We start from the raw sequence: 17,008 nt of genomic DNA on the forward strand, positions 1-17,008 counted from the left end.
CTCCCAGACAATCCTTAGCAGACTCAGCGATACACAGGGAATTCAGCGCAAAGCGCGACAACCTGTGACTTCACTTCTTCTATTGTTTTCTCCAGCTTCGCTTCGTCATCAAGGACATCGAGAATGTCCGCGATCCAGCCCGCCAGCAGTGTACATTCTTGCTCTTTAAATCCTCGAGTCGTTACGACGGGAGAGCCGATCCGCAACCCAGACGTCACAAAGGGTGACTGAGGGTCATTGGGGACTGCATTCTTATTCACGGTCATGTTTGCTCTGCCAAGTGCGGCATCAGCGGCTTTTCCGGTGAGACCCTGCTTGATTAGGCTCAGCAAGAACAGATGGTTATCCGTCCCGCCAGAGACGATGTCGAACCCGCGACCGATCAGCACTTCAGCCATGACCTGAGCATTGAGGATGACTTGTTGCTGGTAGGCTTGAAACTCCGGCTGAAGCGCTTCTTGGAAAGCAACAGCTTTCGCCGCAATCACATGCATCAACGGGCCGCCCTGACCACCGGGAAAAACCGCTGAGTTGAGTTTTTTCTCCAGTTCAGGATTGCTTTGTGCCAAGATCAGGCCACCACGCGGACCGCGCAATGTTTTATGCGTTGTGGTGGTAACAACATCAGCCCATGGGACGGGGTTCGGATAGAGTTTGGCAGCGACCAGACCAGCCACGTGCGCCATATCGACAAACAGATAGGCATCAACCATATCGGCAATTTCACGGAAACGAGCCCAATCCACTTTTCTTGAATAAGCAGAGAAACCGGCAACAATCACCTTCGGATGATGTTCTTTCGCCAGACGCTCGACCTGTTCATAATCGATTTCACCGGTTTCAGGATTGAGACCATACTGAACTGCATTGTAGAGCTTTCCGGAAAAGCTGACTTTCGCCCCATGCGTTAAGTGCCCGCCATGATCGAGACTCATTCCCAGAATCGTATCACCCGGGTTACACAATGCCATGTAAACCGCGGCATTCGCCTGAGAGCCTGAGTGAGGTTGTACATTGGCGTAATCGGCACAAAAAAGACGACAAGCACGCTCGATAGCCAGACTTTCTACCTGATCGACGTACTCACAGCCACCATAATAACGTTTCGCCGGATAACCTTCGGCATATTTATTTGTCAGTACAGAACCCTGCGCTTCCATGACACGCGGACTAGTATAGTTTTCTGATGCAATCAGCTCGATGTGTTCTTCCTGTCGTTTTGCTTCAAGCTGCATTGCCGCCCATACCGCATCATCGAAACCGGCTATCGAATCATTCTTTGTAAACATTTATTTTTCTCCATGCTGACCTTTTATTCAGGGCATATCGTCCTTACCCGCTGATGTTATCGGCAGACCTCTATGTCGATATGTTTCGAAACGCCTCACCGATGTCGATTTGCGACATAGTGGTGAATTAAAAAAATCAGTCCGGGAAATACGGCTCAGCCATCATGCGTCAGTAGAAAAGCGGGTGAAATCGCACAAAGTTCAACCATGCTGGTTAAAGATGTCTTAAAAACGTCGTCTATGGATACGCTTCACCGCCTTTCTTCATGCTAAACCATTCAAGAGTCATTAATTTTAGTGTATTGTTAAGCATCCACTGATGCTGGGGAAGAATGACTGTCAGAGACTGCCCCCAACACTTTCGGCATAAAAATTTGATTTGTAATAATTAATTAACCAAAGGATACAAACACTACTATGACGTACGCGCCTGTTGTTGACGTATTAAGCGGTAAGCTTGCAGTTGACAGTGAAGTTACTGTCCGCGGCTGGATCCGTACACGTCGTGATTCCAAAGCCGGAATTTCGTTTCTTGCCATTTATGACGGCTCTTGTTTCGACCCGATTCAGGCCGTGGTCCCGAATAATCTCAATAATTACAATGAAGAAGTTTTAAAGCTGACAACCGGCTGTTCTGTTGAAGTGACCGGTCAAATTGTTGCATCTCCGGCAAAAGGTCAGGACTTTGAACTGGCGGCAACAGCCGTCAAAGTTGTCGGATGGGTTGAAGATGCGGATACCTATCCTATGGCGAAAACACGTCACTCGATTGAGTACCTGCGTGAAGTCGCTCACTTGCGCCCGCGTACCAATGTGATTGGTGCCGTTGCCCGTGTGCGTAACTGTCTTTCTCAGGCCATTCACCGTTTTTATCATGAGCAGGGTTTTTTCTGGGTTTCTACCCCGCTGATCACAGCGGCTGACTGTGAAGGCGCCGGTGAAATGTTCCGGGTTTCAACGCTGGATCTGACCAATCTGCCGCTGACTGAACAAGGTGATGTGGACTTTAATGAAGATTTCTTCGGTAAAGAGACATTCTTGACGGTTTCAGGCCAATTAAATGGTGAATCCTACGCGTGTGCATTAAGCAAGATTTACACCTTTGGCCCGACATTCCGTGCTGAAAATTCTAACACAAGCCGTCACTTAGCTGAATTCTGGATGGTGGAACCCGAAGTCGCATTTGCAGAGTTGAATGACGTCGCTGCGCTTGCTGAAGAAATGCTCAAATATGTTTTTAAAGCAGTCCTTGAAGAACGTCGTGATGATCTGGAATTCTTTACCCAAAGAATCGATAAAGACGTGATTAGCCGTCTGGAAAACTTTGTTGAGTCAGACTTCGCACAAGTGGATTACACGGATGCGATTCAAATCCTGTTGGATTCCGGTAAAACATTTGAATATCCGGTTGAATGGGGCATCGATATGTCTTCAGAACATGAGCGCTACCTCGCTGAAGAGCACTTTAAAGCACCTGTGGTCGTGAAAAACTACCCGAAAGATATCAAAGCATTCTATATGCGGATGAATGATGATGGTAAAACCGTTGCCGCGATGGATGTACTCGCACCGGGAATTGGTGAAATTATCGGGGGCTCTCAACGTGAAGAACGTTTAGACATTCTGGATCAACGGATGATCGAGATGGGAATCGAACCAGAAAGTATGAACTGGTATCGTGATTTGCGCCGTTACGGCACGGTTCCTCATTCAGGCTTCGGCCTCGGATTCGAACGCTTGGTTTCTTACGTCACCGGGATGGGTAACATCCGCGATGTAATTCCATTCCCGAGAGCGCCACGTTCGGCTAACTTCTAATCCGAATATGGGTTGGAATCCGAAGATTCGTTTTGATCTGCAAAATGCCATCGTTCACGGTGGCATTTTTTATTGTCCCTTTGGTGATGTCTGGTGACGGTATGCCGCAAGGCCATTCTCCATGCGCGTGAAACAGAAGAATCAGCAATTATTTAACTTTTTCACCGTGTGACGGTTGTAACAAGATCGCCATAGAGGTATAAATAATTGCATCATGATGTCACGAAACTGGCATAAAAATTCACCATTTCCTTTCAATTTTACACGGACGAAAAATATGTTTGAAAACGTTGTCGCAGCACCGGCTGATCCCATTCTCGGACTCACTGAAGAGTTCAAAAGCGATCCCCGTTCAGAAAAGATTAATTTAGGGGTCGGGATCTATAAAGATGAATCCGGTCAAACCCCGATCCTCGCGACAGTAAAAAAAGCGGAAGCCATACTGCTCGAATCAGAAAAAACCAAGTCTTATCTCACTATTGAAGGAATGGCTGATTATGCGCTAGCCGTGCAAAAACTCCTGTTTGGGGCGGATGCGGAAATCGTCACCAGCCAAAGAGCCAAAACATCTCAGGCTCCGGGCGGAACCGGCGCCCTCCGTGTCGCGGGTGAGTTCATTAAACGTCATATGAGTAGCTCTAAAATCTGGATCAGTAATCCGACTTGGGCGAACCATAACGGTGTCTTCAAAGCTGCCGGCCTAGAAATCGCGCAATACAGCTACTACAACGCAGCAACCAAAGATAAAGATTTTTCAGCGATGGTTGCCGACCTGCAAGGTGCAGAAGCTGGTGATATCGTTTTATTACACGGTTGCTGTCATAACCCGACAGGTATCGACCCGACGCCTGAAGAGTGGGAAACCCTCGCCAAGCTTGTGGCAGAAAAAGGACTGATTCCGCTTTTCGATTTTGCTTATCAGGGTTTTGCAAAAGGAGTTGAAGAAGATGCCGCAGGTCTGCGTGTTTTTGCCCGCTATAATCAAGAACTCCTCGTCGCCAGCTCATTTTCGAAAAACTTCGGGCTGTATAACGAACGGGTTGGTGCATTCACACTGGTGGCAGAATCGAAAGAGATTGCAACAACTGCATTTTCTCAAGTGAAAGGCATTATTCGCTCAATCTACTCCAACCCACCGGCTCACGGTGCTGCTATCGTCACCACGATTCTGAATCATCCGGAACTCTATGCCGCGTGGATTCAGGAAGTGGCAGAAATGCGTGATCGCATTCAGGAAATGCGTGATCTGTTTGTCGCAACCTTGAAAGAACAAGGTGTTCAGCAAGACTTCGGTTTCATTGCCCGTCAGAATGGCATGTTCTCATTCTCAGGCCTGAACCCTGAACAAGTGGCACAGCTCAAAAATGAGTTTGGTATCTATATTGTCGGATCCGGTCGGATTAGTGTTGCGGGTATGACTAAGAACAACATGTTGCCTTTGTGTAAGGCGATCGCGGCAGTCGTTTAATTCGTTGCAGCGATATCACTGATGTATGAGTGACCCAAAAAAAACATCCCGGAAATCTCCGGGATGTTTTATATCAACAGACGGATATCATTAAGAAATACGATAAAGCGCACAAAGTTTATTGCCGGCCGGATCGCGTAGATAAGCTAGATATAACTCCCGCCCAGCATAAGAACGTACCCCTGGTGGATCCTCACAGGTCACGCCACCATTTTCGACTCCCGCCTGATGCCACGCATCAGCTTGTTCTGGGCTTGAAACGCTAAAACCTATCGTCATCCCATTCCCCGGCGTTGCTTCCTGACCATCAATTGGCGGTGTCACAATCAGAACGCCCTCGGAGTTGGCATATATGCAACGCCCCTTCTCATCCATCACGCCTGCCGGGTAACCTAAAACGGTCAAAATTGCATCATAAAATGTCTTTGATTTTTCGATATCGTTTGAACCAACGACGATGTGACTAAACATGATATATCCTTTTGTGAATAGAATCCGGTTCATCTTGCTATAAGGACATCCAACTGTCTAGGTATGTTCTCATCAATCTTAATGAGGGTGACAGTCCCAACGTTTTGAAGAACGCATTCTTTGCTGAATCATTTCAACACTCATGGGTTTGTCAAAATAATATCCTTGGACCAGACACCCTGTCGCTGTCTGATTGGTCAATGCCAGCAATTGTGCGTGGGTTTCGACGCCTTCAGCAACCACACTAAAAGAAGCTGACTGTCCAACCGCCAGTATAGTTTTAATCAGCGCGCAACTCTCTTCACTACACAACATCTTATCAATAAAGCTTTTATCGATTTTGACTTCATCAATCGGGAGCTGACTGAGATAACTGAGGGAGGAATAACCTTTACCGAAATCATCCAGCGAGATACGGATCCCCGCCCGTTTCAAAGAGAATAAAACCTCTTTGGCCTGCTGAAACTCGCGAATAAAAACAGTCTCTGTAATTTCAATATGGATACGACTGATATCAATCCCCACGTGCGCAATAATCGCGACAATATCATCCACAAATCCCGGTGTCAGAAGCTGTTTAGCGGATACATTGACATTCAGACTTAACGCATAAAGACCATTCGGGCTCAACGTTAAGACTTCCCGGCAAGCGCGTTCAAAAATATAGTTTCCCAAGGTATAAAACAGACCGGTATCTTCCGCAATATGGATAAATTCCTCCGGTTTCACCCGCCCAAGAATATCATTATCCCACCGCACCAAAGCCTCAAGACCGAGCACATTCCACGTTTTGACATGCACTAACGGCTGGTAGCAGATAAACATTTCATGTTTACGTAAGGCATGTTGTAACTGCGCTTCAATCGCAAGAAAATGTTGCAAATGCGCATGAACCTCCTGATTGTAGAAGACAACACTCCCTCTCTGTTTTTTCTTCGCCTGATAAAGCACAACATCGGCTTTATTCAATAATTCCTCGGCTAGTATTCCGTCATCGGGATATAAACTGGCGCCGATACTGCACGTCGTTTGTAATTGAGTTCCATTCAACTCAAAAGGTTCATCGAACACCCGTTGTATCCGTGAGACCCGGTGTTCCGCATCAGCTTTGTGGGAAAGCGCTGAAAAGCAAAAGACAAACTCATCTCCCCCGAACCTTGAAACCAAATCATACTCACCCAGTAAGTGACGAAAACGGTCAGCCACGGTCATCAATAACTGGTCGCCCACTGCATGGCCATAGGTGTCATTAATTTTCTTAAATTCATCCAGATCAACAAACACAATGACCAGATGCTTCATGTGCAATTGAGCGCGCAGCCTGAATATTTCCTTTTTCACGCCCTTCAAAAACATCATCCGGTTGGGTAATGAAGTCAAGACATCATGCATGGCCATAAAATGCATCTCATCCCGCGAATCTTCTACATGCTCAATATGCTGACGAATTTTGTCCTGATATCGCTGAAAACGGCCAGCAATCAGCCGACCAATATAAAAAGACAGCAGTAAAACAATCCCCGAGAACAGTACACTGAAAATGACGATATTCCACAAGGCCTGGTCACTTTTCTGTTTGATTTGCGCGAATTTCTGCTGGAAGTAATCATCAAAACGCGTCATAGGAAATCCGGCGACAACATGCCATCCCCAATCACCCAGACTTTCGATATAAAGCATCGACTCAGCGCCAAACGAACCGTCACTGAACTTCATCTGTCCTCGTACAAACCGGTTGGGAAGATGTGATAATGCCAATGACTGCCAAGTATTGGTTTGCCCTTCGGGTAATAATATGTCTTGCAGTTGTTTGCCGATGTAGGCAGATTCATTATCCGCCAGAACCCGACCATATTGATCAATCACCGATATCATATACGCACCGCCGTTTTGGTGGCGGACATGTTCATAAGGATATTGATTGATCCACTTGAGTAATGACTGTTGAACGTTGTGTTCCATATCCGCAACATTCTCAACCGCACCAACGACCCAGCCTAATGGGGAGAAATACTTACCGAATCCCATTTTCTCTCTCTGGCTTGACTTCGACAAAGATGAGGGAAATCGGGACTGAACATCCCAGCGAAAAAAAGATTCGCCCTGACGTTCAATCTGCCTCAGAAAATCTTCCGAGACGGAGGTGTCGGGATGAAAAGAGGCCGGTAACACTTGAATATTGTCAGACTGTGTACGCAACATTCCCGATTGATGACGGGACTGAATAAAGAAATAGCTAGAACGAGGGAGTTCGCCTTGAGATTGAAGCGCCTGCGTGACCGCAAGTTTAATCTCTTCCGGAGAAAGGGCATTATTCTGAGAATAAAGATGACGAATGAGCTCATACGCGTCATAGACCCGTTGACGAACTTGATACTGAAGATGTTGCATCAAGTAAGCCTTTTGCCGATCAAATTCCTTATGAATTAATGCGACATGCTGCTGGGTCAACAACTTCTCTGAGAGCATCATTTCATGGTACAACGTACTGCTACTTTCAGCCAGCCGTTGCCGATCCGCTTCATATAAATAGCCGTTCAGCACTAATGCCAAACAACCAACAACAAATATTGGCGCCAGTTGAATAATCCACAATAAATGTCGCTCATTTCCCAAAGGCGAACTTGCACGATTCATAGCCGCGAATTCTCAAATCATATTTAGCATTGTTTTTTAACCGCTTCCCAACTATCGAGGGAGTCTTAATAAAATACGCATCATCAATTTATTATTTAATAAGTTATTTATAGCAGATTAACTTGTTTAGATTATAAAATCATCAACAATGTGCCCCTCAAGAATTGATTTTAACCAAGTGTCTCAATATTGATGGCTGACGCTCAATAAGGATTTTCCCGGCTCTGACAGACCAAAGCACTTCACTCTGATTTCTCAAAACAGAGACATCATCAATGCCATCCAAAATAATCAAATGCCCCGGTTTTCCTTCAGCAATCCCGTATTGATCGGTAATATTCAACACTTGGGCACCATGGTCAGTAATAAAGCTTAAGGCATTGACTAAATCTTCATACCCCATCATATGGCAAGCATGAATCGCAAAATCTAATTCACGTAATAATTTGCCATTCCCTAAGGTATACCATGGGTCTTGTATCGAGTCTTGCGCCAACGCAACATTGATCCCTGCCCGATGAAGTTCCTTGACCCGGGTAATACCTCGCCGTTTCGGAAATTCGTCAAAGCGTCCCTGTAAATGCATATTTTCCGTCGGACAGGAGACGAAGTTAATTTGTGACTTTTTCAGTAAACGAAACAATTTCGAACAGTAGGCATTATTATACGAGTGCATAGCAGTCGTATGACTGGCGGTGACCTGAGGCCCCATCCCCTGCTCTAGTGCCACCGTTGCCAGCACTTCAAGAAATCGAGAGTTTTCATCGTCAATTTCATCACAATGCACATCGACCAACTTCCCATGCTGGCGGGCAAATTCAACCACCCAGTGCATCGACTCAACACCGTATTCCCGGGTGAATTCAAAATGTGGAATGCCACCAACGACATCAATTCCAATCTCTAATGCCTTTTCCATCAATGCTTTGCCATTCGGGTAGGAGAAAATACCTTCCTGAGGAAAAGCAACGATTTGTAAATCAAGATAAGGTTGAAGTATCGGTTTCAGTTGATTGATCGCTTTCAGCGCTGTCAATTCAGGATCGGTCACATCAACATGGGTGCGAACATACTGAACCCCGTTGGCAATCAACAACTCAGCCGCAGTCAGCACGCGTCGTTTGACATCATCGATATCCAGTAATGCCTTTCTTTCCGCCCAGCACTCAATCCCCTCAAAGAGCGTGCCACTCATATTCCAGCGCGGCTCACCAGCGGTCAGCACCGCATCCAAATGAATGTGAGGTTCAACAAACGGGGCACAACATAATTTCCCCATTGCATCAATATCCGCGGCTTCATCAAGCAATCGATCCTGTAACTGAATCTTGTGAAAAACCCCCGCTTCAATTTGAATCGAGTACAACCCTTCCGTGCCTCTTAAACGCGCATTGATAATTTTCATCTCTAATTTCCCTTTGTCATCGTATTTATAACAACCTTGTCATAAAAAAGAACCCCGATCACAGACTGATCAGGGCTTTTCTACTATGTGACCGTCATTGAATGATTGACCACATTTCAGAGTTTGAAGCGAGAAATCTCTCGGCCGAGTTCAGTCATCAGACGATGTACTTCCTGTGCTTCTTCAGCCGCCAGTTGTGCTTCATGAGTCATTTGATCGCTGACTTCCCGGACAGATTCAGTATTCCCATTAATATCCGCGGTCACCAAAGACTGTTCTTCTGCCGCTGAAGCAATCTGGGTTGCCATATCACTGATCATCGTAATCGATTCACTAATCATTTGCAGTTTGTCACCCGTATGATTGAAGTCTTGGACACTATTTTCAACCAAATGATGGCTGGCCTGCATCACGTTGACCGCATTGTTGGTGACTTTCTGCAACCCTTCAATCTTCGACTGAATCTCTTCTGTGGATGCATGCGTTCTTTGCGAAAGCACACGCACTTCATCCGCAACAACTGCGAAACCGCGTCCCTGCTCACCCGCTCTCGCTGCTTCAATGGCAGCATTCAAGGCTAATAGGTTGGTCTGCTCGGCAATCGCCCGAATCGTCGAGAGAATGGTTGATATTTCGTTCGCATGAACTTCAAGCTCCCCGACAATCCCAGCGGCATGCGTCAGCTCTTCAGCCAGCTGGTTAATCGACTTCATGCTCTTCTGCATCTGCTCATAACCTTCCGCACCCAACTCAACTGACTGGTTGGCACTTTTCGCTGTATTGTCAGCATTACCGGCAATCTCAGCCGTCGCTGAAGCCATTTCAGTCACCGCAGTTGCAACCATGGTGATTTCATCTTGCTGGGTCTTCAACTGCTGACTACGTTTCGTCGCAGCCGATGCAGCATTATCTGCTTTCTGGTTCAGGGCAATCGACACATCGTGAACTTTTTTCACCATGGCATGCAGGCGATCGACAAATTTATTGAATCGCTCGGCCAACATGCCGACTTCATCCTGACGGTTCACATCCAGACGCTTGGTTAAGTCACCATTTCCTTCGGCAATCTCAGCCAGTGCTTCACCAATATCACCAATGGCTTTAAGTTGTCGGGAGAGTACCCACGATGTTAATAGTGCGATCACGACGAGGATCACAACTGCGATGATGATTTGATTCAGCAACAACGAATTCATCGGTTTTTCCAACGTTGCCTGATCCATAATCATGATCAGCATCCAGTCCGTGTGGGCAATATTTTGGCCCATCACCACTTTATCTTTCCCGTCAATATCGATGAACAATGGTTTCCCGGAATCAGATGCCTGAGACAGAGACTGAGTATTCAACTGTGGGATCGCTTCGCTGATAGGTTTCAGGATCAGGTCTTTCTGCGGATGCGCAACGACTGTCCCTTTCTTATTCACCAGAATCGAGTAACCGTTTCCTAAAACTTTCATGTTTAAGACGTCATGAATTAACTGATCCAACGCCAGATTCGATGCGGCAACACCAATCAACTGTCCATTCTGCCGAACTGGAGTTGCCAAGGTCACCACTAACTTTTTCATTGTCACACTGACATACGGATCAGTGGTCACGGCTTCATTCTTTGACTTCGCCAGTTTGTACCACCCTCTGACTCGTGGATCATAGCCGGGTTTGTTCAGAGAAGGGTCTTGTCGGTACATCTCCCCTTTCTCATTACCGTAATAACTCAAACCGAATCCACCAGATTTCAACGTTTGTCTTAAATGGGGCACGACATCTAAAGACGGGTCCTGTTCGATTTCTTCTTTTAACCCTGCAATAGCCAGTTGCTTGTCATGAAACCATTCACCAATTCCTTTCGCATAAGCCTGTAATGTATTGCGACTTTCACTCTGAATGGCACGCCAACTGTCTTGCTTAAATGATTGATAACTCACAACCACTAAGATGGTTGCTGTCAAGGTAATGGCAGCAACCACAGAAAGAACGATCTTCCTCTTCAAACTCAATTGCATAGGAAGTACTCCCTAAGTTTATGAAACATTTTCGTATGTTATTTTTATCAATAACTCATCATAAAATGACGGAGGAATCGCTGTCCTCTGTCCATAAATTTTTACGCTCTACCCCATTTTTTACGACCAACTGATTTTTTACGACCAAAACTGATGTCGTCTTTACTGACTTCTCTTTTTTCCTACCTATAGGTGAACAATACAAAAATATGGAAAAAGATATGTGAAGCGTATCTAACTCAAGCATTAAAGAAACGTTCCATATCCAATATATTACATTTCATTATATAGCAGTTCATCACATTCCTTAATAACAAGTAATAGCAAGATTCCATCCTACCTATTGGTACATTTGCGAGATAAAATCGTCACCGCTCTTCTAACGACATTGATCACGTTTTCTTGAGTAAAAATATCAATGAAAGCAATATTGAGCGTGGTGTGTCACAAAATGGTTGGGAGACAAGATAACAATTGAAGTGAACAGATATTGATGACGCCATCGAAGACATCACCAAACAGAAAGAGGAAAACACCGGACCATTCTTCGAATCCGGTGTCAGAGATAATTCACTGGCGAGTGGCTAATGTTGTGGCAATCGGATCAACAACTTGTGTCAGCCAAAGATGGGAAAGCTGTCGGGTCATTGCCGGATAACCACTCTGTTGCATCATCTCCACACTTTCAAATGACGCTTCATAGAGCAACTGTTTCGACGCTGACCAAAGTGACCAGTGTCCGGATGCTGTAATTTTTCCATACCTGTCAGCATGAAAGCGATAAACTTCAATATCCAAGAGTAAGTGAGGCCGGATATATTGATAAGAAGGAATCCATGTAATCGTCGGTAATCGTTCTTTCAGCCGTCTCAACGTCATTTTTTCCAACTGAGAACTCAAGGATTCAGCCCATAAATGTTGTGACGCCAGATAAACCTGTCCATCGGGATCAACCATAATAATATTGGGTTTTTCCAGATATCCCGGCATCTTGATTGCTTTGATTTGAATGGGCTGATTCATATTCATCTTGGCCGATGTTTTCAGCATCGGTACCTGTTCCGGCATTGGAAGCAGATATTGCGTCGTTTCTAATGCGGTGCTACTCGCACATCCACTGAGTAATACCAGCATGACTGTTAGCAGTACAACTCGCCTTGTCAATCTCATTTCGCACTCCCTTCTTTGACTTTCGGCTCGATATCCTCTTCACTCTGCTTGCCGAAAATAATCGAATTCGGTTGCCGACGTAAATCCTGTAGTAATGGATATAATGTTTCAAGGTTACGTTGTACGGCATCAAGGCTTTGCTGAATATTCTGCCCTAAAGGACCTTGTGCCTGATAATCACTCAACGTTTCATTCAAGGTTTCTAATACGCCCACCAATCGGTCTGGAATCGCCTGTGTCTTCTGTTGTGACAGCAGTTTTTTCAGGCTCTTGCTCGCCTGATGTAACTCTTTGAAGGTGTCATCGGCCGCAACCAGCGTTTGATTCAACTGCCCGACGGTTTTCTCCATCGGCAACGCAGCCAGATGATCGAGAATCAGGGTGATTTTTTCCTGCATTGAAGCCAGAGAACTACTGACTGTCGGGAAAAGCGGATATCCTTGATACATTGTTTCCGTCATCGGTTTGGGATCTTTAACAAACATAACCGACACCACTTTCGATCCGGTCAGCAAATTACTGCTACTCAACGTGGCGCGCATACCTTGCTCAAACCCTTGCGCCAACATCTCACGCCACTCATCCAGCTTGATGATTTTGTCACTCAAATGAGCCGCAATTCTTTGTGGCTCCAAACGAACCAGAATCGGAATCGACGGCATACGAATATCCTTGTCACTCTCAATTCCGCCACCACGAAACGGTACTTCTTCCACCGTTCCCAGACGAATCCCGTTATATTCCAGTGGTGCGCCCGGGAGCAGACCACTGATACTGCCCTGAACTAACATGATGTAATCAATGTATTTGTCATAGCGATTATTGGCTGCTGCTTCTTTAGAAGAAAACAGACGGAATTCGGTTAAATCTTTAATGGGTGAACCGGAGTCCTGCGCGTTTGTCGTACCAAATGAGATCCCACCGGAGAACAGGGTCTGTAGCGAGTCCATCCGCACTTCCACCCCTTTTGCGGTTCCTTCAACCACCAGTCCCGGCGTCATCCAGAACTGTACATTGCTATGGACTAAAGCATCATAAGGCGCATTCACAAAGACATGGTATGTAATCGCTTTTCGTTTCACATCGAAACCAACATTCTCAATGTAGCCGACTTCAAATCCACGAAAATGAACCGGAGAACCCACCTCCATTTTCGCGTTATCCGTTGAATAGAGTTTTAGCCGAATCCCTTGATTATCCGCCGTCGATAACGGGGGTTGTTTCAACATGATAAAGCGGTCGTGTTTTTCACCACCTTTGCCCGGATGAACGTTAATAAACGCACCGGAAAGAATGGTACCCAGACCGCTGATACCTTCTTTACCGACTCTGGGTTTCACCACCCAGAACTTGCTTTTACTGTTTAACATCGCCTCCGAACCCTGCTCCATCCGGATACGGATGATCGCATGATTAAAATCATCACTGAGCTGAATGTCGGTGACTTCTCCGACATCCACATTGTGCGCTTTCACTTTGGTTTTTCCCGCGACGAGCCCATCTGCATTTTCTGCGACAATGGTAATTTCCGGCCCTTGCCGGGACCAGTTTTCGACCAACATCCAGCCAGCGACAATTGCGGCAATTAAAGGCACGAACCAGATCGAATTAAAATGCATCCGGTGAGCGGATTCCGTAACAGATGATGAGCGACTCAAATGGTGATCTCCTCAGATTTATCCCAGATCAGGCGGGAATCGAACGACATTGCTGCCAGCATAGTCAGAATAACCACAGCAGCAAAAGAAATAGCGGCAACGCCAGGAATAATGTTCATCATCGGCCCAAGCTGAACCAACGCTGACAGTATTGCGACCACAAACACATCAACCATTGACCAACGGCCGATAAATTCTGCGATGTGATAAATCCGTTGGGTCGGTTTTTCATGCTCTCCATGACCAAAACGAATTTGCCAACATAACCAGAACAACATCAAAATTTTCGTGACCGGCACCAAAATACTGGCCACAAAAATGACACCGGCCACGAGATATGATTTCATTCCCCACAATAAAATAACGCCGCCCATGATGGTTGACGGCTCACTGCTCCCCAAAAAGGTCGTAATCATAATCGGAAAAAAATTGGCAGGAAAATACAAAGCACAAGATGCGAATAATAACGCTAACGTATTATTGAGGCTGCCCTGTTTACGCTGATGGAGAATATGATGACAGCGAGAACATTGATGCGTGTCCGCAGACACCAATGCACCACAATACTGACACCCTTTGAGCCCCTGAGATAATGCGGAGCCGGAACGGACTGCGACCGTCGGTGCCGGGCCACATAAACAATGCCAAATCCAGCGCTTATCGACAAAAGAGACCGTTCTGAATAAGCAGAGAGTGAAGGCACAAAAAGCCCAGAAAGACAATCCCAACTCAATTTCAGCCAAGCTATGCAGTTTGACTAAAGCAACTAATCCGCCGAGCAGGAAGACATCGACCATCAGCCAAGGTTGCAGCGCGCTTATCGTATGAGTCAACCCATAATGAATAGATTTCAGTCGCCCTTGCCGCAAAGCCAGGGCGGTCAAGAGTACCGCGCTCAGATAGACGACCGGTAACACCAGCAAAGTGAGGGCCACAATAATACCAAGTGAGATGTAATGTTCTCCCATAAGGCCATAAATACAATCTAACAAGGTGATCCGCTGATGACTGCCTTGCGAAGAAAACCCGAGAAAAACAAAACAAAGTGACATGATAAACATCAACACCGCTGCACATCCGTTACTCAGCAATTGCTGTGGTGCATTCGGATGACACGTGACGATCAAATGACCACAACGGGCACAATGCAGTTGTTCTCCGGCCTGCATCGATGGCATCACATTCACCCAGTCACAGTGATCACAAGCGGTTGCTTGTTCATGGCATTTCCCACTACTCATCCCTGTCCCTCTGCCACTATTTGGTTTCCTAGCGGCCAATATTCGTGAATCATTCGCTTTCATCATCGAGTTTACCCACGATGTGGAAATCTGTAAAAGTAATTGTTATCACAAACTTTGTGCTGACCGTTATTCCATTTTATGGACGATGAATGCACTGTTGTGGACAGCAATGCCGTCCATACACTGACCACCATCTCTCATCCCTCGCTAGAGGACGAGATCCAATACCGCCACTTTGTATAAGGTTCATTCCTCTTTATTCTCAAAAGTAAGGCGGTCATAATAAAATATTGCAAACAAACGTGAGTCATCGCTGAAGAATCTGTTGCTGTGTTATTTATCAATGCGTATGATTGCCGATATCCACGGATTTATATGAGATCAATTCCTTATTATCTCTGTTCATCTATTGTCCCTATATCTCTGTTTCATGCATCAGAGTCAACTCGTATACGCGCCTAGTGTGATATAGCTCTTCTCACACGGACGATCATCTACGATGCATGTGTTGGTTGCGGTAATTCAACAATGAAAGAAAAAATAGCAACGCTCTGTGGCTGGATGTTAATGCTCAGTTTAACCCTTTCGGTCACATCCACCTTTAGTGACTCGGTTCCCGCCTACTGGGCTGGCATCCCAATTTGGCTGGCCTCCTGTTTGTTAATTCCGATCCTGAAAGCCACGCAGAAAAAGCAAATATTCATTTTACTCGGGCTCGGTTTGGCGGGGTTGCTGTTCGGGTTATTGAATCAAGCTGACATGACCTACGTCTTCAAAGCGATAGAAGCCAATCAAAAAGTCATTAATATGCTGATTGGTGTCGGTTTTCTCAAAATATTTGCCACCGCAAGTATTCACAGCCAGGAAAACTTACCCAAGGGCAAAGGGGCACTACTTCGGACCTTGCTTGGAACACACCTCTTCGGTGCCGTGTTAAATATGTCTTCGGTGATTATTGTCGGAGATCGGCTTGCCAGCCAGCGCCGTATGACACCATTACAGGGGATATTATTGCTCCGGGCATTCTGTATTTGCGCATTTTGGTCGCCTTTCTTTGCCGCGATGGGATTAGCGCTGATCAGCTCCCCCGGTGCACAACTCAGCACACTGGTGCTGTATGGTATTCCGATCAGTATTGCCGCAATCGCTTTCAGTGCCTGGGAAATTCTCAGACAGCCGGGCGTTGGCGATCTGCACGGTTATCCGATTGCCCGTCACTCACTGTGGATGCCTTGCTTACTGGCTTTCATCGTCATCGGAATGCATGAATGGCAACCGCAAGTTAGCGTGCTGACATTGGTTACCCTGACCGCTATCCTGTTTATTTTTATTTGGTTACTCACCCATGATGGCCTCAAAGGGCTATTTCGTTTCAAGCAACACATAGAGTCAGGCATTGTCGGCTCAGCGGGTGAAGTGGTTTTATTTGCAGCCGCAGCGTTGTTAGCAGCGGGAACCGCTGCCACTCTGGCATCTTTGCATATCCACCTTGCCCCGGCGCATTTCGGACCAATGGAAGCCAGTATTACCGTGACGATTCTGGTTGCGCTGGCAATGACGGGAATGCACCCGGTCACAAGCGTGGTACTCGCCGGAAGCCTGCTTGCGCCATCCGTTCATGATCCGAATCTGTTAGGCATGACTTTATTGATGGGATGGTCACTCGGTATCTTACTTTCCCCGTTCTCTGGTGTTCAGCTCAGTATTCAATCCCGCTATGACATCAGTGCCATTAGCCTGCTGAAAATGAACTGGCGTTACGCGATTACCATGCTGCTATTGTGCTTTGCATCGCTGTGGTTCTATCAGTTTTCGCACTGAGGATCAGCGAAAACCGTTTGG

11 protein-coding genes are annotated in these 17,008 nt (G+C 46.1%); 3 read left to right on the forward strand and 8 right to left on the reverse strand.

Going from position 1 to position 17,008, the window contains the following annotated elements; translation table 11 throughout:
- Nucleotides 1-23: 23 nt before the first annotated feature.
- On the reverse strand, nt 24-1,289 hold the full coding sequence (glyA, locus tag OCU60_RS09525) for a serine hydroxymethyltransferase (protein WP_074372647.1): 1,266 nt from the start codon (nt 1,287-1,289) through the stop codon (nt 24-26).
- A gap of 417 nt (nt 1,290-1,706) precedes the next feature.
- On the opposite strand from glyA, the gene asnS reads away from it, so the two are divergent.
- Both asnS and OCU60_RS09535 read left to right on the forward strand, forming a co-directional pair.
- Complete coding sequence (gene asnS, locus OCU60_RS09530) at nt 1,707-3,107, forward strand: asparagine--tRNA ligase (RefSeq protein WP_074372648.1); 1,401 nt, start codon at nt 1,707-1,709, stop codon at nt 3,105-3,107.
- Nucleotides 3,108-3,384: 277 nt separating this feature from the next.
- A complete protein-coding gene (locus OCU60_RS09535; RefSeq protein WP_074372687.1) occupies nt 3,385-4,575 on the forward strand; it encodes an amino acid aminotransferase in 1,191 nt (396 codons plus the stop codon).
- 90 nt (nt 4,576-4,665) lie between these two features.
- Here the strand turns inward: OCU60_RS09535 and OCU60_RS09540 are convergent, their stop codons facing one another.
- From OCU60_RS09540 to OCU60_RS09570, 7 genes are all read right to left on the reverse strand, one after another.
- Nucleotides 4,666-5,046 (reverse strand): VOC family protein, encoded by a 381-nt coding sequence (locus tag OCU60_RS09540; RefSeq protein ID WP_074372649.1) that lies wholly within the window; start codon nt 5,044-5,046, stop codon nt 4,666-4,668.
- Nucleotides 5,047-5,124: 78 nt separating this feature from the next.
- On the reverse strand, nt 5,125-7,683 hold the full coding sequence (locus OCU60_RS09545) for a bifunctional diguanylate cyclase/phosphodiesterase (protein ID WP_074372650.1): 2,559 nt from the start codon (nt 7,681-7,683) through the stop codon (nt 5,125-5,127).
- Nucleotides 7,684-7,840: 157 nt separating this feature from the next.
- Nucleotides 7,841-9,088: a cytosine deaminase gene (gene codA / locus OCU60_RS09550; protein WP_074372651.1), complete on the reverse strand. Its 1,248-nt coding sequence runs from the start codon at nt 9,086-9,088 to the stop codon at nt 7,841-7,843.
- Between the two features lie 116 nt (nt 9,089-9,204).
- The gene (locus OCU60_RS09555; protein WP_074372652.1) at nt 9,205-11,094 is read right to left on the reverse strand and encodes a methyl-accepting chemotaxis protein; all 1,890 of its coding nucleotides are present in this window, start codon (nt 11,092-11,094) and stop codon (nt 9,205-9,207) included.
- A gap of 570 nt (nt 11,095-11,664) precedes the next feature.
- Nucleotides 11,665-12,264, reverse strand: coding sequence for a PqiC family protein (locus tag OCU60_RS09560; RefSeq protein WP_083602622.1), 600 nt, complete (start codon nt 12,262-12,264; stop codon nt 11,665-11,667).
- The gene (pqiB, locus tag OCU60_RS09565; RefSeq protein ID WP_139302102.1) at nt 12,261-13,922 is read right to left on the reverse strand and encodes an intermembrane transport protein PqiB; all 1,662 of its coding nucleotides are present in this window, start codon (nt 13,920-13,922) and stop codon (nt 12,261-12,263) included. The genes OCU60_RS09560 and pqiB overlap by 4 nt, the downstream gene beginning before the upstream one ends.
- Nucleotides 13,919-15,163: a PqiA/YebS family transporter subunit gene (locus OCU60_RS09570; RefSeq protein WP_074372655.1), complete on the reverse strand. Its 1,245-nt coding sequence runs from the start codon at nt 15,161-15,163 to the stop codon at nt 13,919-13,921. Before OCU60_RS09570 ends, pqiB begins: the two co-directional genes overlap by 4 nt.
- 531 nt (nt 15,164-15,694) lie before the next feature.
- Between OCU60_RS09570 and OCU60_RS09575 the strand changes: the two genes are divergently transcribed.
- The gene (locus OCU60_RS09575; RefSeq protein WP_074372656.1) at nt 15,695-16,987 is read left to right on the forward strand and encodes a hypothetical protein; all 1,293 of its coding nucleotides are present in this window, start codon (nt 15,695-15,697) and stop codon (nt 16,985-16,987) included.
- Nucleotides 16,988-17,008 lie beyond the last annotated feature (21 nt).

It is taken from the genome of Vibrio spartinae, assembly GCF_024347135.1.
In the GTDB taxonomy this organism is placed as follows: domain Bacteria; phylum Pseudomonadota; class Gammaproteobacteria; order Enterobacterales; family Vibrionaceae; genus Vibrio; species Vibrio spartinae.

Excerpts from the sequence above, each read along its gene's own strand:
- OCU60_RS09560 (WP_083602622.1), bottom strand. The coding sequence starts at position 12,264 with ATGAGATTGACAAGGCGAGTTGTACTGCTAACAGTCATGCTGGTATTA.
- asnS (WP_074372648.1), top strand. The coding sequence starts at position 1,707 with ATGACGTACGCGCCTGTTGTTGACGTATTAAGCGGTAAGCTTGCAGTT.
- codA (WP_074372651.1), bottom strand. The coding sequence starts at position 9,088 with ATGAAAATTATCAATGCGCGTTTAAGAGGCACGGAAGGGTTGTACTCG.
- OCU60_RS09555 (WP_074372652.1), bottom strand. The coding sequence starts at position 11,094 with ATGCAATTGAGTTTGAAGAGGAAGATCGTTCTTTCTGTGGTTGCTGCC.
- OCU60_RS09570 (WP_074372655.1), bottom strand. The coding sequence starts at position 15,163 with ATGAGTAGTGGGAAATGCCATGAACAAGCAACCGCTTGTGATCACTGT.
- OCU60_RS09535 (WP_074372687.1), top strand. The coding sequence starts at position 3,385 with ATGTTTGAAAACGTTGTCGCAGCACCGGCTGATCCCATTCTCGGACTC.
- glyA (WP_074372647.1), bottom strand. The coding sequence starts at position 1,289 with ATGTTTACAAAGAATGATTCGATAGCCGGTTTCGATGATGCGGTATGG.
- OCU60_RS09545 (WP_074372650.1), bottom strand. The coding sequence starts at position 7,683 with ATGAATCGTGCAAGTTCGCCTTTGGGAAATGAGCGACATTTATTGTGG.
- OCU60_RS09540 (WP_074372649.1), bottom strand. The coding sequence starts at position 5,046 with ATGTTTAGTCACATCGTCGTTGGTTCAAACGATATCGAAAAATCAAAG.
- OCU60_RS09575 (WP_074372656.1), top strand. The coding sequence starts at position 15,695 with ATGAAAGAAAAAATAGCAACGCTCTGTGGCTGGATGTTAATGCTCAGT.